This window comes from Bacillus sp. KH172YL63, assembly GCF_011398925.1.
In the GTDB taxonomy this organism is placed as follows: domain Bacteria; phylum Bacillota; class Bacilli; order Bacillales; family Bacillaceae_B; genus Rossellomorea.
In genome coordinates, this window is the sequence record NZ_AP022842.1 from 4,108,290 (window position 1) to 4,131,121 (window position 22,832).

The following is a 22,832-nucleotide window of genomic DNA, read 5'->3' on the forward strand; positions in this document are numbered from 1 at the left end:
TTAAGTATAAGAAGTATTGTGGGAAATTGCAATGGAACAGGGTGAGTTTTCATTTTTTGGCGGGATGTAAGCGGTTTATGCGGAGAGGCTTGCTTATTCCAACAAAAATCCCCTTCTTTTGCCGGAAGGGGATTTCAACAATTATTTTACCCAGCCCAGAAGCATTTCACGGATCAGTTTGCTTGCTGTATTGGCTGTTTGCTCGGATGGATCATAGATTGGTGCCACTTCGACGAGGTCAGCACCGACCACATTCACATCTGAATGGGCGATGGCATGGATCGACGCCAGAAGTTCCTTCGACGTGATACCTCCGCAGTCTACAGTCCCAGTGCCGGGTGCGTGTGCAGGATCCAGTACATCAATATCGATCGTCACATAAACCGGACGGCCTGCAAGCTGAGGAAGGATCTCCTTCAGCGGCTCAAGCACTTCAAATTTAGAAATGTGCATGCCGTTTTCTTTCGCCCATTGGAATTCCTCTTTCATTCCGGAACGGATCCCGAATGAGTAGACGTTCTTCGGTCCGATATGCTCGGCGATCTTGCGGATCGGAGTCGAGTGGGACAACGGCTCCCCTTCATACTCTTCACGCAGATCCGTGTGGGCATCCATATGAATGATGGCAAGATCAGGGTACTTTTTCGCCACGGCTTTCATGACAGGCCAAGACACAAGGTGCTCTCCGCCCATTCCGAACGGGATCTTCCCGTCGCCTAAAAGGCCGTCAATATAATCTTCAATCATATCGATGCTGCGCTGCGGATTACCGAACGGCAGTGGAATGTCACCTGCATCATAGTACTTCACTTCTTCAAGCTCACGGTCAAGGTACGCACTGTACTCCTCAAGCCCAATCGACACCTCGCGGATGCGTGCAGGACCAAAACGGGACCCGGGACGATAACTTACCGTCCAATCCATCGGCATACCATAAAGGACCACCTGGCTGTCCTCATAAGACGGATGACTCTTAATAAACACATTACCTGAATAAGCCTCATCAAAACGCATATTCTTCAACCTCTCTTTTTTAGGAGAGGGACGGACCTTTGAAAAGGTCCGTCCCTCCTTGATTTATCGCGATTTACCGTTCATATGTGAGGTCCGTCCCTCAAACGGTTTTATTTTGTTAGGTCTTTAACGAATTTAGGCAGGGCGAATGCTGCGTTGTGCAGTTCCGGCGTGTAGTATTTCGTTTCGATGTCGTGGAAACGCTCTTCCGGTACAGCGATCGGGTCGTGCTTTTTGGAACCGATCGTGAATGCCCACAGTCCACTTGGATACGTCGGGATGTTCGCAGTGTACAGGCGTGTGATCGGGAAGATTTCCTTTACATCGCTTTGTACCTGACGGATAAGATCTGCCTTGAACCAAGGGTTGTCACATTGTGCAACGAAGATACCGTCTTCTTTCAATGCTTTTGAGATTCCTGCATAGAATCCTTTAGTGAACAGGTTTACTGCCGGCCCGACAGGCTCAGTGGAATCAACCATGATTACGTCATACTCGTTTTCACTTTTCGCGATGTGCATGAAGCCATCGTCCACCTGCACGTCTACGCGCTCGTTTTCAAGCTCTCCCGCAATCTCAGGAAGATATTTCTTAGAGTACTCGATCACTTTCCCGTCAATTTCAACAAGAACGGCTTTTTTCACGCTTGGGTGCTTCAATACTTCGCGGATAACGCCACCGTCTCCGCCGCCTACTACCAATACCTTCTCAGGGTTCGGATGCGTGAATAATGGAACATGCGCCACCATTTCATGATAAACGAACTCATCCTTCTGGCTTGTCATCACCATTCCATCAAGGAACAGCATGTTGCCCCACTCTTCTGTTTCAGCCATTTCAAGATATTGAAAATCCGTTTGCTCTGTATGTAAAGTCTTCTTGATTTTCATCGTGATTCCGAAGTTTTCTGTTTGTTTCTCTGTGTACCAAAGTCCACTCATTGTTTCAACTTCCCTTCTTATTTTCAATTTAATTCATATTTTGAATCAGGTGCCGGTCTTTGCTGTCAACATCATCCGCGACTCGTTCAATGTTCCCTCACGGCCATGCCATGACCAAATCGATTTCTGCGTCAAAGCGAAAGCCCAACATCGTATTTACTCCTATTTATAAAAACGTCCCCAACAGACGTCATTTTTATCCTTCCCTATCAAGATAAATACAAACATGAGAAAAAGTATAGTGGAATCTAGCAAAATTTCAAGTGAAATTTTTTCTAAACCTTTGACGTTTAAAATCTCGTAAATCTTTTCATACTGATACTACACACTAAACATAATATACGACGTTCATTCATGTCCAATATAAAAAAATACAAGGTCCGTCCCCCATGGGGTTGCTGACCATATGAAAGCAGGGAGAGGTATGGAGCTGATGGCTCGGATGGAGAAAACGAAAAAGTATGCGAGAGTGGCAGTGGTGGGGGCCATGCTGATGATGATCTTTTTGCTGTTGGGGCTGATCGGCGTCTTGGCGTATGCGAAGATAGAGGGCCCGCCGCCTCTTGCCGTACCTCAATCAACATTGATCTACAGTGACAACGGCGAGGTGATCGGTGAAACGAACACCGGTGAAAAGCGCTATTGGGTCGGCCTCAATGACATTTCCCCGGCGCTGATTGAAGCGACCATTTCCATTGAGGACAAAAGCTTCTACCGTCACTATGGGTTTGACCTGAAGCGGATGGCCGGCGCCGCCCTGGCAGACGTAAAGGCGATGTCAAAGGTACAGGGGGCAAGTACGATTTCCCAGCAGTATGCTCGTAATCTATTTTTATCCCATGATAAAACGTGGAAAAGAAAAATATCCGAAGCGCTGTACACGATCCGGATCGAGATGAACTACTCGAAAAAGGACATTCTAGAAGGCTATTTAAATACCATCTACTACGGACACGGAGCATACGGGGTGCAGGCAGCAAGCCAGTACTACTTCGGCAAGGACGCCAATCAGCTTACCGTTGCGGAAGCGGCCATGCTCGCCGGGATCCCGAAAGCACCTTCCTATTATTCACCTGTCTCCCATCTCGACCATGCCAAAGCCCGCCAGGAACTGATCCTTCAGTCCATGACCAGTGACGGCTTCATAACCAAAGAACAGCGGGACATTTCAAAAGCGGCAGCGATCCGCATCACCGGGGAACATGCCCATCAAAAGGTTGAATCCGCGCCTTATTTTCAGGATGTGGTCAAAAGCATCCTGCGCTCCCATCTCGGAATCGAAGAGCGCACAATCGAAATGGGCGGGCTGAAGGTGTACACGACCCTCGACCCGGCTCATCAAAAGGCAGCTGAAAAGGTCGTGAAGGAGCAAATGACCGAGGAGTCAGACATCCAGTTGGGATTTGTTTCCATGAATCCGAAGAATGGGTACGTGACCGCTCTCGTCGGGGGACGGGACTACGAAGAAAGTCCGTTTAACCGCGCCGTCCAGGCCATCCGACAGCCAGGGTCGACAATCAAACCGCTACTCTACTATTCCGCCCTGGAACAGGGATTCACCCCATCAACGACGATGAAAAGCGAACTGACCTCCTTCAGATTCGATGACGGGAAATCGAGCTACACCCCTCATAATTACAATAATAAATATGCCGACGGGGACATCACTCTTGCTCAGGCGATCGCCCTTTCCGATAACGTATACGCCGTGAAGACCCATCTCTTCATCGGACAGGACACACTCACGAAAGCATCAAAAGAAAAATTCGGACTGACAACCAAAGTCAAAAAATACCCTTCCTCTGCACTCGGAACATCCGGTGCCAGGGTCATCGACATGGTCAACGCCTACAGCATCTTCGCCAACGGCGGATACAAAGTGAAACCGGTATTCATCACAAAAGTGGAAGACTGGTCCGGCAACATCATATACGAACACGAATCGAAGAAAGAACAAGTACTCGACCCTGACACCGCCTACGTCATGACCCACATGCTGAGCGGCATATTCGACCCTAAGCTCAATGACTACTCAACGGTGACAGGCATCCAGATCAGAAAAGACGCAACCCGCCCCTACGCCGGCAAATCAGGGACGACCAACACCGACAACTGGATGATCGGCTACTCGCCCCAGCTCACGGCAGGCGTCTGGACAGGCTACGATCAATCAAAGGAAATCTCACGGCTGGATGACAAATACCTGGCCAAGAAAATCTGGGTCCACTTCATGGAAGAAGCCCTGAAGGATGAACCGGTCAAGAACTTCAAAACAACCAAAGGCGTCATCGGCGTAGCCGTAAATCCCCACAACGGGCTCCTGGCAACCGAAGACTGCCCCGTCCAGCGGTTCACCTACTTCGTAAGAGGAACCGAACCGACAGAATACTGCCACGAACACCTGGGAGAAAAAGAAACACCTAAAGAGAAAGAGCCGGTGAAAAAAGAGGATAGGTCCTGGTATGAGAAGGTGAAGGATTGGATTTTTTAGAAGAAAAGCGGAAGGGGCTTGCTCTGGGGCGACAAGCATAAGGCGAGGCGACCGGAAAGGCGCTCTTTGCCTTTTTGGTCGGCTTGACTTATGACCTCGAGCCCCAAGCCCCTGGAGCTGGACATCGCGCAAAGCGGAGGCGGGTTGGGCAGAGGCGACAAGCATTTCGAATAGGCAATTACGCAATAAACCCTAAAAGTCACGCAATAAACTCCTGAAGTTGCGCAATAAGTGGCAAAAGTTACGCGAATACCCCTGAAAGTTACGCAATAAGCCAACAAAACAGCCTTCCGGAACGCCCAGAACCGGCAAAATCCACCTATATAAAACGAAAAACCTCGGGTTTGTGCGAACCCGAGGTTTTTCATGTCCTAGTTTATGTGCAAACTGTGATTTAAGTGTACTTTTTTTCTCACCTAAGGGCAAGATGTGAACGACATATTCGAAAAAAATGTCATAATTTGTTCACAAACGTAAGATTTTCTTGTTTTTATACTGATAAAGCTTCTTTCAGTTCATCTTTCGAGCGTTCCCACATGCCTGCGTCGTGGGTTTGCAGAAAGCCCTTCAGGATGCCTTTTGACTTGTCGTCCATATGATCAAGAACGATTTTACGCTTGATGGATTTATCCATATTGTTTACATGCTCAGGCATCGACTTGTAGCCTCTCCGCTTTTCGCGGTTCACGACAAGCTCACAAGCGGTCACGCCGGCGTAATAAGGACCGGTATCTAAACGGTCGATGGTCACCCAGATCAACCAGTACAGCTTGCCGCCTGCAGAGTCTTCACGATTGTTCGTGAATTTGATCCCTTTTTCGATCGGGCTTCTCGCATGCATCGCTCCAACTTCGATCGTCGCCACCCCTTCTTCGACGTCGACCATGACCGGCGACACATTATCAAGGCTCAAGGATCCTACCCCGTAGCCGCCGTGGCCGTCTGTCGGATCACTTTTGATGATGTTGAATCCAATGTTCTTTTTCTTTTCCATGAATCTACACTCCTTTAGCTAAAGATAGAAAATATCGTTGTAAAAATCACACTGAACGCCTGATTCGTTGCAGTCATTCCGCCTTGCAGCAGCGGCCAGATCGTATATTCATCAAGTGGCGTGATCACGATGATCAGAAATAACAGCACCCCGTACTGCTCATACTGGGTCATTTTTGCCCTGATGTGATTCGGTGACAGGTCCTCTATGATCCGGTACCCGTCAAGAGGCGGGAACGGTAAGAGGTTAAAGATGAACAGCAGTACATTCAGATACACGATCATCTGTAAAAGATCGATGACAAAGGGTGGAACCCCGACTCCGCCGGTCACCCCTACAAAGAAGTAGAAAAAACCAAAGGCGATGAAAGCGAGCAAGAAGTTACTCAGTGGGCCCGCCACTGAAACGAGCACTCCCGCCAGGCGCGGATTCTTGAAGCGGGATCTCATGACCGGCACAGGACGCGCCCAGCCAAACCCGGCAATTAATATTAAAATGGTCCCCAGCGGGTCCAAGTGTTGAATCGGATTCAATGTCAGTCTTCCCTGATCCTTCGCGGTCGTATCCCCGAATTTGTATGCCACAAAGGCGTGGGCAAATTCATGAACCGTAAAGGCCATGACGAGGGCGATCACCACAAACGGCAGCTCCTCCAACCGGAACACGGAAATCGACTCAAAAAGCTGGCTAAATAATTCCAAAGTATGTACTCCTTTTAAAAAAAGTTTTACTTCCTTATTCCACAGTATACAGAAAAATCCCTGCAAGCATGACGATCCACAAAAATTCTGTTTCCATCATACCAAACTTGCTCTCTCTCCCGCCAACCCTTACATTTAAAAGGTGGGCAGCAAAAACAAGCTCACCTCAAATTGTACCAAATCCACCAGTCAGGAGCGAACGATAATGCCTTATATCACAGTAAAAATGCTCGAAGGTCGCACGGAAGAACAAAAACGTGCCCTCGTCGAAAAAGTGACCGAAGCCGTAAGCGAAACCACCGGTGCACCGGAAGAGAAAATCGTTGTCTTCATTGAAGAAATGACCAAGGGCCACTATGCCGTAGGCGGAAAAAGACTGAGCGATCAATAACGAAAAGCGGAAGCGGCTTGATCAGAGGCGACCAGCATAAGACAATCCTGCCGGAAAGGCGTTCTTACCCTTTTTGGCAGGATCATCTTATGCCCCGGTTCCTCAAGTCCCTCTCCCATGAAAAAAAGGGGTAACTTCCACAAATGAAGAATACTATATACTAACCCCTACGAAAGGACGGAGGAGAGTGCATTTGAATATTGGCGACGTCATTTTCCAATTGGTCATGATGGCTTTACTGGTTGCCATGATGGTTGTCGTTTACATGATTGCAAAGAGCTTTCGGAACAGAAGGATCGAACAGCGGAAGCATGATAAGCAAATCGAGGAAAAGCTCGATCAGATCCTCGAGAAGATGGATCAAACGAAATAAATCCGCTGAAATCGTTGCGCCTATCGTGACGATTTTTTGTTTGGACATAAAAAGGGATCAGCCGCTGGCATTGATCCCTTTTTCATTCATATAGGAACGTCCGCTACTGGACGATTTTTTTCGTTTTTAGTCCTTCAATGTAGGCGAAGGCTTCGTCGATTTCTTCTTCTGTGTATTTCTGCTTGCTCTTGAGTGTGAATACTTTCTCCACTACTTCTTCTTTTGGCAGGCTGTCAAAATATAAGACTGTCGAAACAAGTTCAAGAAAGCGTGCTGATTGAGTATTCATATCCGTCAGGCAATCTTCCAGACAGGGCATCTCTTTTTCATAGATCCGCAGGAAGTCTTCCCCTTCTTTGGTGACGGCGTACCGGTACTGATAGTATCCGCCTTTTTTCTCCTTCACTTCGGAGATGAAGCCCATATTGCACAGCTCCTCCACCCGGAGCGTCAACTCTTCTGAATACGGCCCGTAAAAATGAAATTGGAATTTTTCCTGAAATGGAAATTCAAGCTTCTTGGCGATGAATATCATCTTCTGAAGCTTCTTTCTCCCCACCACTTCACCCGAGGCTAAGAAGGCACTCATTAATTTCGCATGATCTTTCAACAATGTACGTCATCTCCTACTCCTAGTATTGCGTTTTTCAGGTCCTCATTGGCTGCAGTGTCTTAAGTCAGTTCTAGAATCGTACGTATTTGTCTCTTGATGTTTTTCTTCGTTGATTCGTCATATAGTAAATCCACCGGATAATACAGTTTATGGTCTGTTCGCCGTTTGCCGGAAATCGAGTCGACGATGTCCGACTGCCGTGATAATTCACGGAGCTCTTCATTCCGCATCAGCAGGTGGATCGGAAGGCGTTCTTCTTCCTCGCCCGGTCTGTAGAAGTCGTACGGAAGATCAGATGATGAGTCCACGACCAGATAATACTCGGGGTCGATCCCGGCTTTTTTGAAGAGGGCTTCCAGCTCACTGTGCTTCTTGTATTCCTTCGCCGGATCGAATTCAACGTACTTGAATAAGTTCCGGTTCATGAACCGCTCGCATAAGTCACGCAGGATCGGATCGTCTTCTTCCTGCCAAATCTGGAAATAGTACATGACGACGGCCTCATCGAGCTTCAGATAATCTGCCAGGGACACATCCCCTTCAAACAGTGAATAAAAATGGATCGGCTTTTGCTTAAATGTATAATCGTCCTCATAAAGCTCCTTCGCCCTATGGAGGATCTTCGTCAAGATCACTTCAGCGCTCCGTGTGACCGGGTGGAAGTACACCTGCCAGTACATTTGGTAACGGCTCATAATGTAGTCTTCCACGGCATGCATGCCGCTCTGCTTAATGACGACCTGATCCTCACGCGGTCTCATGACCCGAAGGATCCGCTCCATATCAAAATGCCCATAGCTGACCCCTGTAAAATAGGCGTCACGCTGCAGATAATCCATCCGGTCCGCATCGATCTGGCTTGAAATCAGGCTGACGACCAGCTTATTCTTATACGTCTTCCCGATCACCTCTGCCACATGCTTCGCAAAATCCGGCCCGACCTTAGAGAGGACCTCATTCACTTCTGTATCACCTAAAATGATCGCCTGGGTGAAATGCTCGTGGTCCAGGTGAAACACCTTTTCGAAGGAATGGGAAAACGGACCGTGTCCGAGATCATGCAGTAACGCTGCGCACAGGGATAAGAGACGCTCATCCTGGTTCCACTCGGGCCTGCCGTCGAATACATCATCCACGATGCGGCGGATGATCTCATACACGCCAAGGGAATGATTGAAACGGCTGTGCTCCGCCCCGTGAAAGGTCAAATAGGTGGTTCCCAGCTGCCTGATCCTGCGAAGTCGTTGAAACTCTTTCGTCCCAATCAAATCCCAAATCACGCGATCCCTTACATGAACATACCGATGAACAGGGTCTTTAAATACTTTTTCTTCATGTAATTTCTGCTTGGCATACTCCATCTTCAACCCTCTTCCTAAACTAGCATATTTCTATTATAGCGACTTTTTTCCTCGTCTTCATCTCGAAACTTGTCGAAAAAAATAGGTATTTGGCTTATGAATGACGGCCTGCAAGCACTCTCCCTAATACAAAAAAATTTCAAGAAAGTGCGCCTCTTGACAAGAACATATGTTTCAATCATGTTCCCCGACCGTTCCTATTTATTTCTCTATCCCATTACAAGTTTCCTTTTTCAAAGACGACCAAACCTTTATTTATTTTTTCAGGGGAAAAGAAAAAACTCCCTTTGAGGAAGTTTCCTTTTATTTCTTTATTTTCTTGATCACTTTTTCCATTAGTTCATCTTCCGTCAAAGCCGCTACAGGACGATTATTCACAAACGCGAATGTCTTCTTCCGCCCCGGACCACAATAAGACTGGCACGCAATGTCAATCGGTGCCTCCGGGTCAAGTTCTTTTAATTTGGGAATTAAGGTTTTTAAGTTAACGGCCTGACAATCATCGCAAACACGAAATTCATTTGCCACCTGCCAACAACCCTTTCTATCTATTGAAATGGATATGTTACGTCCTAAACATCGATTTATAGAATACAGTTTTCCGCGATGATTTGCAAGAGAACATCGTTTCCAATTCGGGAAAACCGCTCCCTACCCAACGAAACTAGCAGACAGAAAATAATTTTAACATATTCGTATAAAAACCCTTTAAATGGTCCATCCTTTAACCAACGAATACTTTAAGTAAAATTTGGGAGTTGAGAAGAAATGATGATGAAAACAAGACAGGATGCCTGGACGGAAGAAAATGACCTGCTTTTAGCCGAAACCGTCTTGCGTCATGTACGGGAAGGCAGCACACAATTGAATGCCTTTGAAGAAGTCGGCGACAAGCTGAACCGGACGTCCGCCGCATGCGGATTCCGCTGGAACGCAGTCGTCCGCCACCAATACGAGAAAGCTCTTCAACTAGCAAAAAAACAGCGCAAACAGCGGCACCGCATACTTGGAAAAGACCAGGGCGGCAAGAAAAAGCTCCTTTACCAGCCACCTGCCCCTTCATTCGAAGATTTAGATGCTATGTCTCTATCAATGTCTGAAGCTGAAGAAGAAATGGAATTCGCCGAATACGAAAACTACGTCCCGGAAACAGAGCAGCTCGGAAAACAACCCGAAGAAGCACCGGCCAATTTCAATGTCGAAGCAGCAGAAGAGCAAGTCTTCACCCAACAGCAGGCGCCAGCCCCTAACCACGGGATCAAGGCAGCCGGAATCAAAGGCGACATGACCCTCGAAAAAGTCATCGCCTACCTGCAAAACCTGGCTCAATCCAACCTGAGTTCCGACTATATCAAAATCGAGAATCAGAGATTGAAACAAGAAATCGCAGACATCCGCAAAGAAAATGCAGAGCTTGAAAAGAAAGTCGCATCCCTGGAAAACAACTCAGTCACGATGCAGGAAGACTACGAAACACTTATGCAAATCATGAACCGTGCCCGAAAACTCGTCCTCTTCGACGAAGACGACGCCAAGGCACCCCGCTTCAAAATGGACCGTAACGGTAATTTAGAAAAAGTAGCTGAATAATGAGGACTATAAGCCGGTGCTCCCGTGTGGGGTGCCGGTTTTTGAGAGAATCAGATGCTTTTTCCTTTCTTAGCGTATGGTTTGCTTCAAGATCGGAATGCCGCAGCGGCCGATTGCGTCGTTTTCAAGTGGTATTGCGTCAAAGACAACGGTCATTGCGTCATTTTTCTTTTATTTGCGTCTAAACCGGCCTTGATTGCGTCAACATTTCCTTTTATGCGTCTTTTTCCATTTCCATACAAAAAGCCGGATCCCCCTCAGGAATCCGGCTTTCATCTATTTCAATACCTTTTCATTCCGCTCAACGACCCGCTGATAATACATTTCATACATTCCGTACTCTTCCCCTTGAAGGGCACTACTGTAAAATGACCCGCTGAACCCTTTCAGCGACTGCAGGAAGCGGAGCATCACATCCTGAACCGTCAGCTCCACCCCGAACAATTCCGATAGTGATGCCATCACATCCGGTTCGATTACAGGGAATGTGAACTTCGTCGTCTCACCCTTCAGGCCCGTCTCATAGAATTGCTTAATCAGCTCCGCACGTTTAGAACCGCTCCCATTGACGCACAGGTACACCTGAACGGCCACCCCGTTTCTGATCCGGCGCTGGGAAATCCCTGCGAACTTCTGGTCATTGATGCTTAAATCATAGCTTCCGGGACAGTAAGATGCCGAAATCTCCTTCGCCTCGATCTTCATGCCGAAATCCTTGAACATATCCTCGACCAGCAGCCACATTGCATCATAACCCCTGTTTATATCGATCCCTTTTTCAGAATCGGGGAAGACCAATGAAAGGTTCAACACCCCTTCATCCAGCACGACCGCCAATCCCCCGGAATTTCTTACAATATATTGATAGCCTGCCTCTTCCAAACCTTTTAACGCCTCTGAAAGAAACGGCAGCTTCGTATCCTGAATGCCGAGCACCACCGTTTGATGATGAACCCACGAGCGCGCCGTCGGATCAGACTGTCCCGCACCGATTGCCGTACACAGCGTATCATCCATGGCAAACGACTGCAGGGCACCGAACATCGGCCCTAAACTTGATTGATCAACCACTCTCCATCGGTCTTGACGGAGCAGTGCATATGCTTTTTCCTTATCCATCACGCTTCTCCTTCGCTTACAACATGCGAGCTCATTATATCATATTATGGCGGGGTTGCTGAACGTGGGGGCGCGTTTGTCAGTTGAAATTGGGAAGATATTTGTCAGTTGAATTCTGGCAGTAATTTGTCTGTTAAACCCATGCACGTTTTTGTCAGACAAACTTCTCCACTATTTTGTCAGGCAACTCATACATTTGCCTGTTAAAAAAACCAGCATTTTCAACTGACAAACAATCCCGTTTTTTTAACAGGCAAAATCAATTGGCAAAATCAAACCAAAAAAACCGAATCCCCCAAAAGGATCCGGCTCAATCAACCACGATTACAGCGCCTGTGCAGCCGTAATCAATGCTAGTTTATATACGTCTTCTTCGTTGCAGCCACGTGAAAGGTCGTTCACAGGGGCGTTCAGTCCTTGAAGGATTGGGCCGACTGCTTCGAAGTTCCCTAGGCGTTGGGCGATTTTGTAGCCGATGTTTCCAGCTTCAAGGCTTGGGAATACGAATACGTTCGCGTTTCCTTGGATGTCGGCGCCCGGTGCTTTTTTCTCTGCCACTGATGGAACGAAAGCAGCGTCGAATTGGAATTCGCCGTCGATTGTCAGTTCTGGTGCTTTTTCTTTGGCGATTGAAACAGCTTCAACGACTTTTTCTGTTTCAGGCGACTTGGCAGAACCTTTTGTAGAGAAGCTCAGCATCGCAACACGTGGATCGATGTCGAACATGTCTGCTGTTTTCGCACTTTCGACCGCGATTTCAGCAAGATCCTGGCTGTCTGGGGAGATGTTGATCGCACAGTCAGCGAACACATACTTTTCTTCTTCGCGCACCATGATGAATACGCCGGATGTTTTGCGGACGCCTTCTTTTGTTTTGATGATCTGAAGGGCAGGGCGAACCGTATCAGCCGTTGAGTGGGCTGCTCCGCTTACAAGGCCGTGAGCCTGTCCTGTGTAGACAAGCATTGTCCCGAAGTAGTTGCCGTCAAGCAGGATTTTCTTCGCATCTTCTTCAGATGCCTTCCCTTTGCGGCGTTCTACGAATGCTTTGACAAGCTCGTCCATTCCAGGGAATGATGCCGGGTCAACGATGTCACAACCGTCAAGCTTTACGCCCAGGCGGTCTGCTTTGCCGTTGATTTCTTCCACGTTACCGACGACGATCGGTGTCAGGATGCCGTCACCCGCTAAACGGGATGCTGCAGTCAGGATGCGCTCGTCTGTTCCTTCAGGGAAAACGATTTTTAATTCTTTGCCTTTCACTTTATCTGTAAGTGTTGTAAATAAATTGCTCAATAGAGGTACCTCCTTGGTTTATACATATCCAATCTTAGAATACTCTTCTCATATAGGAATTCAAGAAAAAGGCGAAATGTTATCGGTTTCACGGTAAAAGTCTTTGTTTTCTAATAATTTCTATACCCGATTGGATCTGCGGTTAAGCTTATGTATGTCTTCATTTAGTGTGTTCCAGAATACCAGGGGCTATCCGGCTTTTGTGCCAGTTTATCGACATTGGGTTTCGGATTCCTACTCTGCTGCCAAACTATGATATAGTAGAGTTGGGAAAAGTACTTAAAGGAGTGATTACAGTGGCAGAACCGGCACAAACATTAGATGGTTGGTATTCCCTGCATGATTTTCGTGCGATGGACTGGACTTCATGGAAGATGCTTCCGAGTGAGGAAAGAGACTCGGCGATTTCTGAATTCCACGGTTTCTTAGATCGATTGAACAGTACGCAGGACGCAAAGGAAGGCAGTCATGCCCTTTATACAATCGTTGGGCAAAAGGCTGACTTTATGCTTATGATCCTTCGTCCGACAATGGAAGAATTGAATGAGCTTGAAAATGAGTTTAACAAGCTGAAAATTGCTGAATTTACGGTCCCTACATATTCTTATGTGTCTGTGGTTGAGCTTGGCAATTACATGCCTTCCGAGGGTGATCCATACGACAATCCATATGTACAGGAGCGTATCTACCCGATCCTTCCGAAAGCGAATCATATTTGCTTCTACCCGATGGATAAGCGTCGCCAGGGGAATGATAACTGGTACATGCTTCCGATGGAGGAGCGTCGTGACATGATGAGAAGTCATGGCATGATCGGCCGCCAGTACGCTGGAAAAGTAAAACAGATCATTACAGGTTCTGTTGGTTTCGATGATTACGAGTGGGGCGTCACGCTGTTCGCAGATGATGTGCTTCAGTTCAAAAAGCTTGTGTACGAGATGCGTTTTGACGAAGTGAGTGCCCGCTATGGTGAATTCGGTACTTTCTATGTAGGGAATCTGCTGAAAGAAGAAGCGATTTCGAAATTCCTTCATGTGAACTAAAGATATGCCAAACGACAAGCTCCTTGCAGCTTGTCGTTTTTTTATGCTTTCTTTACTGACGAAGTACGAATATATCCCCCCACCCCCTCATAGACATGAAATAGTGAAACAGAAAGCGTCTTCTAGAAATGAGGTGGGAAGATGGCTGTGATCCCTTACAACGAAAAGGAAGTAAAGCTCCTGGCCCGGCTGATGAGGGCTGAAGCCGAGGGTGAAGGGCAGCTTGGTATGTTGATGGTCGGGAACGTGGGCGTCAACCGGGTGCGCTCCGACTGCCTTGACTTCAAGAAACTCGCTTCGCTCCAAGATATGGTGTTCCAGAGTCCCGGCGGTTTCGAGGCCACACAGAAAGGCTATTTTTATCAGCGTGCGAGGCAGAAAGAAATTGATTTAGCGAGAAAGACCATTAAAGGAGGCAGATATCACCCGGCCCAGTATTCCTTATGGTTTTTTAAGCCGGCAGGGGACTGTCCCGATAAATGGTATAACCAATCCAATTCGGGGCGATTCAAGTCCCACTGTTTCTATCAACCTACTCAAGGTGATTGTCCGAAAGTGTATTAACGTTAATCAAAGGAGGTATTCGGTTTGGCGAACCAACAATCAAACCCCTATATGCAAGGGTATAATCAATCTGCATATAATCCATACGGGCAATATTATGGAGGCGGTCAAGGGCAGGGTCAGGGACAGTACTATCCTCAACAGCAGGGTGGCGGTCTCCAGGTGCCCCAGCCGATGAATGCCCCTGCTCCTTCCCAAAATGTGCAGGGCATGCTTCCCATCGAAGAATCTTATATCGAAAATATCCTTCGCCTGAATAAGGGGAAGGTGGCCACGGTTTATACGACATTTGAAAATAATAAGGAATGGAATGCGAAAATTTTCAAAGGGCTCATTGAAGCGGCAGGCCGTGATCATTTGATCATCAGTGATCCGCAGACAGGTACCCGCTACCTCATTCCAATGATTTATCTCGACTACATTACCTTTGATGAAGAAATTGAATATGAATATCCTTATGGGGCTGGAGGCTCCATGCAAGGCTATTCGCAACGATGAAAAAAATACCCGGCAGGGAGAACTCTCCTTGCCGGGTATTTTCATTTATAATGTTTTCGCTGCGAAGAGGATCAGAAGCACCCATGCGGCGAGAAAGCTGACTCCGCCGAGTGGGGTGATCGCTCCCAGCACCTTTACGCCTGTGATGCTGAGGACGTATAGGCTTCCGGAGAATAAAATCGTACCGATCAGCATTAGCCAGCCTGACCAGGAAAGCAGTGAAGTCGGGGTGACATTCCCCATCAGCACGCCGACGATGATGATTCCGATGGCATGAAACATTTGATAAAGAACGCCTGTATTCCAAATATCAATGTATTTCTGTGAAATCTTCCCTTCCAGTGCGTGTGCACCGAAAGCTCCTAAAGCGACCGATAAAAATGCGTTGATCGCCCCGATGATGATAAATGTTTTCATGGTGACCCTCCTAGCGAGAATTAAAAGTCAAACAGTGAACTCCCATTGGCACCGTCATCTGTTTCAAGCGGCTCTTCCTCTTGAATCGAAACGGGCTTTTGGGTTACCTGTGGTTCCTGCACATACGGCATCGTCTGCCGGGATTGGGAAAATGATGGTGCAGGCGCACTGACACTGTCTTCCTCCAGCAGCAATTCGCATAATGCTTTTATAGAATAAACATGCTCACGGATGTGCTGGGACTTCTCTGCTGCCTTTGCTTTCCCGAGTTCATGTTCTATTTTTTTGATGAATGATTGATGAGGGATATTCACAATCGATGACTCCTTCCACAAAATCTTACAATATGTACGGCTTTACCTACTTCATTATCCTAATTCTTATTGAAAGATTTCGCAAATGTCATCTTTGTTTGGCCTTGAATTTAAGGCATGGGCTTCCAGACGATCGAAATACGACGAGTGAAGGCATCGCTTTCGATTTAAACCCGTACCCTTTGCATCCCCGGGGATGGGCCGGCTCCCAGGTTGTGTAAAAATGCTGGCATTGAAAGCAGTTGATGCGCGCTTCCTTTTTCACCTGGTGTCCTCCTTCCAGTGTTTCACGTGAAACATCCTGTGGTTATTCTATGCACCAGTCGATTTCTCCCATTCCCTGTTCACGTAAAAAACCGTTGGCTTGTGAAAATGGCCGGCTTCCAAAGAATCCCCTGTGGGCAGACAGCGGACTTGGATGGGGAGCCGTCACAATGAAGTGCTTCGAGGCGTCGATGAGTTTCTTCTTCCCCTGTGCCGGTTTCCCCCACAGCATAAATACCACCGGTTTATCCCGTTCATTCAATAGAGAAATGACCTGATCCGTCAACCGTTCCCATCCTTTCCCCCTATGTGAGTGTGCTTTTCCGTCCTGAACGGTGAGGACCGTATTCAGCAACAGGACACCTTGTTCTGCCCACTTGACCAATGAGCCGTGGGAAGGAATGTCGCAGCCGATGTCATCATGTAGCTCCTTGTACATATTTCTGAGGGACGGGGGGATTTTCACCCCTTTTTTCACAGAAAAGCTCAATCCTTCCGCCTGGTTCGGTCCGTGGTATGGATCTTGTCCGAGTATCACGACCTTCACATCCCCGTATGCCGTGTAATGAAACGCATTGAAGATATCCTGCATGGACGGATGGACGGTCCCGGATGCATACTCCCCCTTCAGCCAGTTTCGGAGATTAAGATAGTATTCCTTCTGGAGTTCATCCTCCAGTACTTCAGCCCAGTCGTTATGAAAAATCGTCGACACGATCACACATCCTTTCTAATCTTGGAATTCGATCGTCATACTGTAGCCTAATTGTTCAAAGAGACCCTTCAATGACTTTTCGGCGTTTTTCTCTGCCGCCACGAGGATCCCCTGCTCGACCGCTTCCTGACTGATTTGATCCTTCGCTACTTCTGCAAGGGCGAAGCCTTCATTCCAGTCTACATCGTTTCGAAAAATCCCTTCTACAGAAAACGTCTGGATGTTGTCTGTATCAATCGAAGGTTCCTGCAGAATCACAGCCCTCGGCACAGTCAGCCGGATCTCCTTCTTCTCTTCATCGACTACGATATCGTCTTCCCCGATTCCTTGCAAATCAACCCCTGCAAGGACGGTCCCCGGTACAACCATCAGAAGCTTCCGTTTCGTTCCGGGAAGATCTGTATTGATTTCTTTACCGAACAATCGATTATCCTCCTGTTGAATCACGGCCTTCACAAATCCCTGTGCCGTTGCCAATGAACTCATTTCCTGGATCCTCTCCACAAACGAACCCTTTTCTTCTGTAAACGTCGAGCCTGACAGCCAGCTGTAGACCCCGATCGATGCCCCTCCGATAAGGAGGACAAGGACGGACAATAAGATTACCACCCTGCTTTTCCAAAGGGACAGAAGTGATGTGGCTATCCTCCACGGGGGCACCTGCCTGCTTCTTCTATGATCAATGGCCATCGCGCTGCTCGTTTCTCTCTCAGATGTTTTCAACTCTTCCAGGATTGCTTCTATTTCTTGTATCTTCTTTGCTTGATTCGACACATTTCTTCACCTCCCTTCTATTATAGAAAATAATGTAGAATCTTGGAAACAATAATTCTCTTAAATGAATTTCTATATTATGGAAAGTTTTAGAGGGGAAGAATCGGGAATACAAGGGACAAGCAACGAAATTCTTTCAGGAGGTATGCAAAATGTATAAAGTTCAAACAGCGGAAAATGTGGTAGAGGTAAAAAAAGAAATCGAAGCTCTGGCAAGCGAAGGCTTTTCAAAAGATGAAATCTACGTATTTGCCCACGACAAACACCGTTCCGAGCATATTACAGAAGCGACTGATACAGACTCCCCTGGACTGAAAGAGCAAGGCATCATCGAATCACTCGGCAACCTGTTCAACCGGCGCGGGGATGAGCTCAGAACCAAGATGAAAGCGGTCGGGCTGAACCAGGCGGAAGCCGATGCTTATGAAGAAGAATTGGATAAAGGAAAGCTTGTCATCGTCGCCTCCAAGGAAGCGACCGATAATGACGCTAAACCTTACTGACCTTACGGGGACGTCGAAAGAGATTCTTTCGGCGTCTTTTTCCTATAGGAAACGATGGAATTTGTATTTCCATGGGGGTTATTATATCCTTTAGTCAGACTTTTAGCATGTTAACAAGCTATTTTCATAGGAGGAATTTAACGATGACATTGAAGAAAACCCTGACGATTGCCGGGTCCGATACAAGCGGCGGCGCCGGGATCCAAGCCGACCTGAAGACCTTCCAGGAGCACGGCGTTTACGGTATGACAGCCCTCACTACGGTCGTGACGATGGATCCCCACAATCATTGGCATCATAACGTTCATCCACTAGCTATCGATACGTTGGAAGCACAATTGGAAACCGTCCTTTCTGTCGGCATCGACGCCATGAAGACAGGGATGCTCGGAACAGTCGAAATCATTGAACTTGCCGCGAAGAAAATCGATGAATTCGGTTTGAATCAGGTCGTCGTTGACCCGGTCATGGTATGTAAAGGGGAAGATGAAGTCCTGAATCCGGAGACGACGGTCGCGATGAGAGAGCACCTTCTCAAGCGTGCCACAGTCGTGACGCCTAATCTGTTCGAAGCAGGTCAGCTTGCTGAGACCGGTCCGATCAAGACCATCGACGATATGAAGACAGCTGCCAAGCGAATCCACGAATTGGGCGCAAGCAATGTCGTCATCAAAGGTGGAAAGCAGCTGCAGCATGACAAAGCACTGGACCTCTTCTACGATGGAAATGAATTCATCCTGCTCGAAGAAGAAAAGGTAGACACCACGTACAACCACGGAGCAGGCTGTACATTTGCGGCAGCCATCACGTCGAACCTTGCAAACGGACAAGACGTAAAAGAAGCAGTCCAAAACGCCAAAACCTTCGTCACAGCAGCCATCAAACACGGCTTCAAGCTGAACGAATACGTCGGCCCCGTCATGCACGGAGCATACAACGCATTAGAAAAATAACCAACAACCCGGTGCCAGGCACTGAACTCCCCGTTCAATGCCCGGCACCTTTCCCTTCATGGGGACGGACCTCTGAAAAATCCCTTTCCCCACTGAATTCATCACCATCATCCACTCCCCTCACCTCAATCATACTTTTCGCAATCACTCATGAATTTTAGTAAGATAGTACATAATGGTTAAGAGTCTTTTCTGTACTTAAGGAGGAAAAAGAATGGAACCGATCAAAATGGCCGATGTGCAGGGCTTCATCAACAAGCTTGCACAACAGGACGTTTATATACATTTGGAAACAACGAACGGAGCCTATGCTTCTCACTTCAACGAAGGCTTCTTTTCTGCCGGAGCTTACATACGGAATGGAAAAGTCAACTATGAGCACGGAAAGATCATCGGGGACGGACCTTACCGTGTCGGCCTGAAGATCGAACTAGGCTGGATTTATGCTGAAGGGCTGACTCATTATGAATTCGATGAATACGGACGCCTCCTGCTTGCAGGACATGGCGGGGACGGAAAGCTCGCCGTTGCACTGGAGATCAGTCCGACACCTTTCGCATAACCACCGATCACTTATATGATGAGAAAAGGAGAGGTCATAATGGAAAAAGAAAGACAGCTGCTCGTCATCTTCCCCCATCCGGACGATGAAGCATTCGGCGTTTCAGGGACCATTTCAACCCATGTGAATAACGGGACACCGGTCACATACGCCTGCCTCACCCTGGGGGAAATGGGGAGAAACTTAGGAAATCCGCCATTTGCGACGAGAGAATCCCTTCCGCTGATCCGGAAGAAAGAACTTAAAAAAGCGGCAGAAGTCATGGGTATCCAGGATCTACGCATGCTGGGTTACCGGGATAAAACACTGGAATTTGAAAATGACGATAAGCTTACGGATATGGTGACCGGGTTAATCGAAGAAGTAAATCCGTCGCTGATCATCACCTTCTATCCCGACTACTCTGTCCATCCGGATCACGAGGCGACAGCAAGGGCCGTCGTCCGGGCCGTCCGCCGCATGCCTGAAGGATCAAGACCGAAACTCCACTGCCTTGCCTTCTCGAAAAATTGCGAAGAGCACTTGGGCAAACCGGATGTCCTTGTCGACATCACACCGGTCAAGGACCAAAAGATCGGTGCCATGAAGGCACACATCTCACAAACTGCATGGATGCTTAAAGACTTGGAAAAGGGCATTGAGCAGAAGGATCCGGAAGCGCTGAAATGGGTGACCGTTGAACGATTCTGGAGCTATCAATGGGAGAACGATACTGTACGATAATGAAAGGGTTTGGCTTCTTGCCAAGCCTTTTTTTGTTCCCTTCTAAATTTAATGAGTATGCATAAATTATAATATGAGTGATTACTCACTTTACAAATCCCGCCATCTATTTTATATTAAAAGTGAGTAATCACTCACTAACCTCTGAAAGGTGTGATCCAAATGACATCCATCATCCAACTTCGGGAGATTTCTAAATCATTCGGCTTCCAGGATGTATTAAAAAACGTTTCACTCGATATCCCAAAAGGTAATATCTATGGCTTATTAGGTCCGTCCGGGTCAGGCAAAACGACGATGATCAAGCTGATGATCGGACTTGAGACACCCTCGAACGGAAGCGTGACCTTTAAAGGGAATAAGCTGAAAGCAAATGAGCTTTATCCTCACATCGGATATATGGCTCAATCAGATGCCCTTTATGATGAACTGACAGCAAAAGAGAATCTCTCCTTCATGGCATCCCTGTATGGGTTGAAGAAAGCAGAGAGAAAGGCTCAGATAGAAAAAGTGATGGAAACAGTCGATCTCCTTGATCATCTGAACAAGCCTGTCCATCAATACTCCGGCGGAATGAAGCGGAGACTTTCCCTTGCCATCGCCCTCTTACATGACCCGGAAGTGCTGTTTCTCGATGAACCGACCGTCGGGATCGATCCTGTACTCCGCAAAGAAATCTGGGACAGCTTCCACCGCCTGAAGAGCGAGGGACGGACCTTGATCATCACGACACACGTCATGGATGAAGCAGAAAGATGCGACCTCCTCGGTCTTTTGCAGCACGGTGAAATCATTTCAAGCGATACACCGGCTGCGATCAAAGAAAGCCACGGGGTATCGTCCATTGAAGATGTATTCTTATTAAATGGAGGTGTTTCCGTTGAGAATTAAAGGATTTGTCATTCGCATCCTCCAGCAGCTCCTCCGGGATAAACGTACACTGGCACTGATGTTCCTTGCACCACTTTTGATCCTCAGCATGCTGTCACTTGTATTTGACTCTAAGGATTATGAAGCCAAGGTAGCCATCGTGGATCTCCCACAGCAGCTAGAAGCAAAATTCGATTCTAAGGATTTTGAAACCTATTCAAGTGCTGATCAAGCTTTGAAAGATGTGAAAAACGGCGAGCTTGACGGCTATATATCTTTTGAGGACCCTGCATCCCCTTCAATCACCATTGAAGGAAGTGACCCTACCGTCAACGGGGCCGTCATGAAGAAGATCCAAACCCTGTTCCCAACAGGCTCAAACAACCTGTCAGATGATGTGAACTATGTGTACGGAAATAAGGACATGGAAATGTTCGATTCCTTCGGTCCGGTGCTCCTTGGATTCTTTGTCTTTTTCTTCGTCTTTTTAATCAGCGGGGTATCTTTCCTGCGGGAGCGGACGACAGGAACACTTGAAAGGCTGCTCGCTTCCCCGGTGAAAATTTGGGAAATGGTCATCAGTTACGTCATCGGCTTCGGGATCGTGACACTCCTGCAGGCATCCTTGATTTCCTGGTATTCGATTTATGTGTTGGACATGATGATGATGGGAAGCTTCTTCCATGTGCTGATTATTATCGTGTCGTTATCCTTCACTGCCCTGACGCTGGGAATATTGTTGTCGGCTTTTGCCAAGAATGAATTACAGATGATGCAGTTCATTCCGATCGTGGTCGTTCCACAGATTTTTTTCTCCGGGTTATTCAACCTGGATACGATATCCGACTGGCTCAGCTGGATCGGTCCTGTCACGCCCCTTTATTATGCTGCTGAAGCACTTCGGGATGTGATGATCCGGGGAGCTGCATTTGAGGATCTGCTCTTTTACTTAGCTGTCCTGATCGGGTTCTCTTTACTCTTTATCATCCTGAATGTTGCAGCCCTGAGAAAATACCGTAAAATATAAGGTAAGTAATTCTCTTATTAGGAGAACGAGAAGTTAGGGGTTTATGTATGTTAGAAGACGACAATTTATTCAAGCATCTCTTCGATCAGGAAGAAAAATTGACCGATAAACAGCAGAAGATTGTGGAAGCGGCCATTGAAATGTTCGCTGAAAAAGGCTATGCCGCCACCTCAACCAGTCAGATCGCCAAAAAAGCAGGCGTCGCAGAAGGAACGATTTTCAGGCATTACAAAACGAAGAAGGATCTCCTTCTGTCCATCGTTTCGCCTACGATGGCTAAAATGATCGCCCCGTTTGTAATCCGGGATCTCAATAAGGTGCTCGACGCCAAATATGACCGGTACGAAGATTTTCTCAAAGCGCTTCTTCTCAACCGACATGAATTCCTGAAGGATAATATGACCGCTTTTAGAATCCTCATCCAGGAGATTCCGTTCCATCCTGAACTGAAGGAACAGTTCAAAGAACATATCGCGGAAAAAGTGTTCGAAAAACTCATCCGCCTGGTGGATCTTTATAAAGAGAAAGGCCAGATTATAGACTTACCCACCCCGGCAGTCGTACGCTTTTCGGCCACCAGCATTTTCGGACTGCTCCTTGTCAGGTATCTCTTCCTTCCAGAAGCTGACTGGAACGATGAGAAGGAGATCGAGATGACGGTGGAGATGGTGATGAAGGGGATTGGAAAAGAGTAGCTGATTGAAGAGGACGCCAAACAATT

Annotated in this window: 28 protein-coding genes; 14 read left to right on the forward strand and 14 right to left on the reverse strand. The window is 47.3% G+C overall.

The window, feature by feature from the left end; translation table 11 throughout:
- Window positions 1–141: 141 nt before the first annotated feature.
- Together speB and speE are read right to left on the reverse strand one after the other, a co-directional pair.
- Window positions 142–1,014, reverse strand: coding sequence for an agmatinase (gene speB, locus KH172YL63_RS20835; RefSeq protein ID WP_169215486.1), 873 nt, complete (start codon window positions 1,012–1,014; stop codon window positions 142–144).
- A gap of 110 nt (window positions 1,015–1,124) precedes the next feature.
- A complete protein-coding gene (gene speE, locus KH172YL63_RS20840) occupies window positions 1,125–1,955 on the reverse strand; it encodes a spermidine synthase (RefSeq protein ID WP_173107873.1) in 831 nt (276 codons plus the stop codon).
- A 424-nt stretch (window positions 1,956–2,379) separates the two neighbouring features.
- Here speE and KH172YL63_RS20845 point away from each other — a divergent pair, with 424 nt between their 5' ends.
- Window positions 2,380–4,446, forward strand: a complete 2,067-nt coding sequence (locus KH172YL63_RS20845) for a transglycosylase domain-containing protein (protein WP_173107874.1) — start codon at window positions 2,380–2,382, stop codon at window positions 4,444–4,446.
- Between the two features lie 490 nt (window positions 4,447–4,936).
- Here KH172YL63_RS20845 and KH172YL63_RS20850 read toward each other — a convergent pair whose 3' ends face one another.
- Complete coding sequence (locus KH172YL63_RS20850; protein WP_173107875.1) at window positions 4,937–5,440, reverse strand: YwhD family protein; 504 nt, start codon at window positions 5,438–5,440, stop codon at window positions 4,937–4,939.
- A gap of 14 nt (window positions 5,441–5,454) precedes the next feature.
- Complete coding sequence (locus KH172YL63_RS20855) at window positions 5,455–6,060, reverse strand: site-2 protease family protein (RefSeq protein ID WP_173108328.1); 606 nt, start codon at window positions 6,058–6,060, stop codon at window positions 5,455–5,457.
- Window positions 6,061–6,346: 286 nt separating this feature from the next.
- Between KH172YL63_RS20855 and KH172YL63_RS20860 the strand changes: the two genes are divergently transcribed.
- Both KH172YL63_RS20860 and KH172YL63_RS20865 read left to right on the forward strand, forming a co-directional pair.
- Window positions 6,347–6,532: a 2-hydroxymuconate tautomerase gene (locus KH172YL63_RS20860; RefSeq protein ID WP_173107876.1), complete on the forward strand. Its 186-nt coding sequence runs from the start codon at window positions 6,347–6,349 to the stop codon at window positions 6,530–6,532.
- A 193-nt stretch (window positions 6,533–6,725) separates the two neighbouring features.
- The gene (locus tag KH172YL63_RS20865) at window positions 6,726–6,905 is read left to right on the forward strand and encodes a DUF4083 family protein (protein WP_173107877.1); all 180 of its coding nucleotides are present in this window, start codon (window positions 6,726–6,728) and stop codon (window positions 6,903–6,905) included.
- 103 nt (window positions 6,906–7,008) lie between these two features.
- Here KH172YL63_RS20865 and KH172YL63_RS20870 read toward each other — a convergent pair whose 3' ends face one another.
- From KH172YL63_RS20870 to KH172YL63_RS20880, 3 genes are all read right to left on the reverse strand, one after another.
- Window positions 7,009–7,518 carry a YwgA family protein gene (locus KH172YL63_RS20870; RefSeq protein ID WP_173107878.1) on the reverse strand — a complete coding sequence of 170 codons (510 nt, stop codon included), beginning with the start codon at window positions 7,516–7,518 and terminating at the stop codon, window positions 7,009–7,011.
- Between the two features lie 59 nt (window positions 7,519–7,577).
- On the reverse strand, window positions 7,578–8,879 hold the full coding sequence (locus KH172YL63_RS20875; protein WP_173107879.1) for an HD domain-containing protein: 1,302 nt from the start codon (window positions 8,877–8,879) through the stop codon (window positions 7,578–7,580).
- A 303-nt stretch (window positions 8,880–9,182) separates the two neighbouring features.
- On the reverse strand, window positions 9,183–9,407 hold the full coding sequence (locus tag KH172YL63_RS20880; RefSeq protein ID WP_173107880.1) for a YuzB family protein: 225 nt from the start codon (window positions 9,405–9,407) through the stop codon (window positions 9,183–9,185).
- Between the two features lie 246 nt (window positions 9,408–9,653).
- Between KH172YL63_RS20880 and KH172YL63_RS20885 the strand changes: the two genes are divergently transcribed.
- Window positions 9,654–10,469, forward strand: a complete 816-nt coding sequence (locus tag KH172YL63_RS20885) for an RsfA family transcriptional regulator (protein ID WP_269475219.1) — start codon at window positions 9,654–9,656, stop codon at window positions 10,467–10,469.
- A 276-nt stretch (window positions 10,470–10,745) separates the two neighbouring features.
- Here KH172YL63_RS20885 and KH172YL63_RS20890 read toward each other — a convergent pair whose 3' ends face one another.
- Both KH172YL63_RS20890 and pta read right to left on the reverse strand, forming a co-directional pair.
- Window positions 10,746–11,588 (reverse strand): octanoyl-[GcvH]:protein N-octanoyltransferase, encoded by an 843-nt coding sequence (locus KH172YL63_RS20890; RefSeq protein WP_173107881.1) that lies wholly within the window; start codon window positions 11,586–11,588, stop codon window positions 10,746–10,748.
- Window positions 11,589–11,912: 324 nt separating this feature from the next.
- Window positions 11,913–12,884, reverse strand: a complete 972-nt coding sequence (gene pta, locus KH172YL63_RS20895) for a phosphate acetyltransferase (RefSeq protein WP_173107882.1) — start codon at window positions 12,882–12,884, stop codon at window positions 11,913–11,915.
- Between the two features lie 296 nt (window positions 12,885–13,180).
- On the opposite strand from pta, the gene hemQ reads away from it, so the two are divergent.
- From hemQ to gerQ, 3 genes are all read left to right on the forward strand, one after another.
- On the forward strand, window positions 13,181–13,927 hold the full coding sequence (gene hemQ / locus KH172YL63_RS20900) for a hydrogen peroxide-dependent heme synthase (RefSeq protein WP_173107883.1): 747 nt from the start codon (window positions 13,181–13,183) through the stop codon (window positions 13,925–13,927).
- Window positions 13,928–14,068: 141 nt separating this feature from the next.
- On the forward strand, window positions 14,069–14,491 hold the full coding sequence (locus KH172YL63_RS20905; protein WP_173107884.1) for a cell wall hydrolase: 423 nt from the start codon (window positions 14,069–14,071) through the stop codon (window positions 14,489–14,491).
- Window positions 14,492–14,542: 51 nt separating this feature from the next.
- On the forward strand, window positions 14,543–14,989 hold the full coding sequence (gene gerQ, locus KH172YL63_RS20910; protein ID WP_173108332.1) for a spore coat protein GerQ: 447 nt from the start codon (window positions 14,543–14,545) through the stop codon (window positions 14,987–14,989).
- Window positions 14,990–15,034: 45 nt separating this feature from the next.
- Here the strand turns inward: gerQ and KH172YL63_RS20915 are convergent, their stop codons facing one another.
- From KH172YL63_RS20915 to KH172YL63_RS20935, 5 genes are all read right to left on the reverse strand, one after another.
- Window positions 15,035–15,406 carry a DUF423 domain-containing protein gene (locus KH172YL63_RS20915; RefSeq protein WP_173107885.1) on the reverse strand — a complete coding sequence of 124 codons (372 nt, stop codon included), beginning with the start codon at window positions 15,404–15,406 and terminating at the stop codon, window positions 15,035–15,037.
- A 20-nt stretch (window positions 15,407–15,426) separates the two neighbouring features.
- Complete coding sequence (locus tag KH172YL63_RS20920; protein ID WP_173107886.1) at window positions 15,427–15,720, reverse strand: YwdI family protein; 294 nt, start codon at window positions 15,718–15,720, stop codon at window positions 15,427–15,429.
- A gap of 88 nt (window positions 15,721–15,808) precedes the next feature.
- Complete coding sequence (locus KH172YL63_RS20925) at window positions 15,809–15,985, reverse strand: uracil-DNA glycosylase (protein WP_173107887.1); 177 nt, start codon at window positions 15,983–15,985, stop codon at window positions 15,809–15,811.
- Between the two features lie 42 nt (window positions 15,986–16,027).
- Window positions 16,028–16,699 (reverse strand): uracil-DNA glycosylase, encoded by a 672-nt coding sequence (locus KH172YL63_RS20930; RefSeq protein WP_173107888.1) that lies wholly within the window; start codon window positions 16,697–16,699, stop codon window positions 16,028–16,030.
- A 15-nt stretch (window positions 16,700–16,714) separates the two neighbouring features.
- Window positions 16,715–17,473, reverse strand: coding sequence for a DUF4230 domain-containing protein (locus KH172YL63_RS20935; protein ID WP_232066072.1), 759 nt, complete (start codon window positions 17,471–17,473; stop codon window positions 16,715–16,717).
- A gap of 152 nt (window positions 17,474–17,625) precedes the next feature.
- Between KH172YL63_RS20935 and KH172YL63_RS20940 the strand changes: the two genes are divergently transcribed.
- From KH172YL63_RS20940 to KH172YL63_RS20970, 7 genes are all read left to right on the forward strand, one after another.
- The gene (locus tag KH172YL63_RS20940) at window positions 17,626–17,976 is read left to right on the forward strand and encodes a YflT domain-containing protein (protein ID WP_173107889.1); all 351 of its coding nucleotides are present in this window, start codon (window positions 17,626–17,628) and stop codon (window positions 17,974–17,976) included.
- A gap of 143 nt (window positions 17,977–18,119) precedes the next feature.
- Window positions 18,120–18,929 carry a pyridoxine/pyridoxal/pyridoxamine kinase gene (gene pdxK / locus KH172YL63_RS20945; RefSeq protein ID WP_173107890.1) on the forward strand — a complete coding sequence of 270 codons (810 nt, stop codon included), beginning with the start codon at window positions 18,120–18,122 and terminating at the stop codon, window positions 18,927–18,929.
- Between the two features lie 214 nt (window positions 18,930–19,143).
- Window positions 19,144–19,491: a YojF family protein gene (locus tag KH172YL63_RS20950; protein WP_173107891.1), complete on the forward strand. Its 348-nt coding sequence runs from the start codon at window positions 19,144–19,146 to the stop codon at window positions 19,489–19,491.
- A 39-nt stretch (window positions 19,492–19,530) separates the two neighbouring features.
- Window positions 19,531–20,214, forward strand: a complete 684-nt coding sequence (gene bshB2 / locus KH172YL63_RS20955) for a bacillithiol biosynthesis deacetylase BshB2 (protein ID WP_173107892.1) — start codon at window positions 19,531–19,533, stop codon at window positions 20,212–20,214.
- A gap of 162 nt (window positions 20,215–20,376) precedes the next feature.
- Window positions 20,377–21,105: an ABC transporter ATP-binding protein gene (locus KH172YL63_RS20960; RefSeq protein ID WP_173107893.1), complete on the forward strand. Its 729-nt coding sequence runs from the start codon at window positions 20,377–20,379 to the stop codon at window positions 21,103–21,105.
- A complete protein-coding gene (locus KH172YL63_RS20965) occupies window positions 21,095–22,111 on the forward strand; it encodes an ABC transporter permease (RefSeq protein ID WP_173107894.1) in 1,017 nt (338 codons plus the stop codon). Before KH172YL63_RS20960 ends, KH172YL63_RS20965 begins: the two co-directional genes overlap by 11 nt.
- Before the next feature lie 47 nt (window positions 22,112–22,158).
- A complete protein-coding gene (locus tag KH172YL63_RS20970; RefSeq protein ID WP_173107895.1) occupies window positions 22,159–22,806 on the forward strand; it encodes a TetR/AcrR family transcriptional regulator in 648 nt (215 codons plus the stop codon).
- The last annotated feature ends 26 nt before the right edge of the window (window positions 22,807–22,832 follow it).

Excerpts from the sequence above, each read along its gene's own strand:
- speB (WP_169215486.1), bottom strand. The coding sequence starts at position 1,014 with ATGCGTTTTGATGAGGCTTATTCAGGTAATGTGTTTATTAAGAGTCAT.
- speE (WP_173107873.1), bottom strand. The coding sequence starts at position 1,955 with ATGAGTGGACTTTGGTACACAGAGAAACAAACAGAAAACTTCGGAATC.
- KH172YL63_RS20845 (WP_173107874.1), top strand. The coding sequence starts at position 2,380 with ATGGAGCTGATGGCTCGGATGGAGAAAACGAAAAAGTATGCGAGAGTG.
- KH172YL63_RS20850 (WP_173107875.1), bottom strand. The coding sequence starts at position 5,440 with ATGGAAAAGAAAAAGAACATTGGATTCAACATCATCAAAAGTGATCCG.
- KH172YL63_RS20855 (WP_173108328.1), bottom strand. The coding sequence starts at position 6,060 with ATGGCCTTTACGGTTCATGAATTTGCCCACGCCTTTGTGGCATACAAA.
- KH172YL63_RS20860 (WP_173107876.1), top strand. The coding sequence starts at position 6,347 with ATGCCTTATATCACAGTAAAAATGCTCGAAGGTCGCACGGAAGAACAA.
- KH172YL63_RS20875 (WP_173107879.1), bottom strand. The coding sequence starts at position 8,879 with ATGGAGTATGCCAAGCAGAAATTACATGAAGAAAAAGTATTTAAAGAC.
- KH172YL63_RS20885 (WP_269475219.1), top strand. The coding sequence starts at position 9,654 with ATGAAAACAAGACAGGATGCCTGGACGGAAGAAAATGACCTGCTTTTA.
- KH172YL63_RS20890 (WP_173107881.1), bottom strand. The coding sequence starts at position 11,588 with ATGGATAAGGAAAAAGCATATGCACTGCTCCGTCAAGACCGATGGAGA.
- KH172YL63_RS20905 (WP_173107884.1), top strand. The coding sequence starts at position 14,069 with ATGGCTGTGATCCCTTACAACGAAAAGGAAGTAAAGCTCCTGGCCCGG.
- gerQ (WP_173108332.1), top strand. The coding sequence starts at position 14,543 with ATGCAAGGGTATAATCAATCTGCATATAATCCATACGGGCAATATTAT.
- KH172YL63_RS20915 (WP_173107885.1), bottom strand. The coding sequence starts at position 15,406 with ATGAAAACATTTATCATCATCGGGGCGATCAACGCATTTTTATCGGTC.
- KH172YL63_RS20940 (WP_173107889.1), top strand. The coding sequence starts at position 17,626 with ATGTATAAAGTTCAAACAGCGGAAAATGTGGTAGAGGTAAAAAAAGAA.
- pdxK (WP_173107890.1), top strand. The coding sequence starts at position 18,120 with ATGACATTGAAGAAAACCCTGACGATTGCCGGGTCCGATACAAGCGGC.
- KH172YL63_RS20950 (WP_173107891.1), top strand. The coding sequence starts at position 19,144 with ATGGAACCGATCAAAATGGCCGATGTGCAGGGCTTCATCAACAAGCTT.
- bshB2 (WP_173107892.1), top strand. The coding sequence starts at position 19,531 with ATGGAAAAAGAAAGACAGCTGCTCGTCATCTTCCCCCATCCGGACGAT.
- KH172YL63_RS20960 (WP_173107893.1), top strand. The coding sequence starts at position 20,377 with ATGACATCCATCATCCAACTTCGGGAGATTTCTAAATCATTCGGCTTC.
- KH172YL63_RS20970 (WP_173107895.1), top strand. The coding sequence starts at position 22,159 with ATGTTAGAAGACGACAATTTATTCAAGCATCTCTTCGATCAGGAAGAA.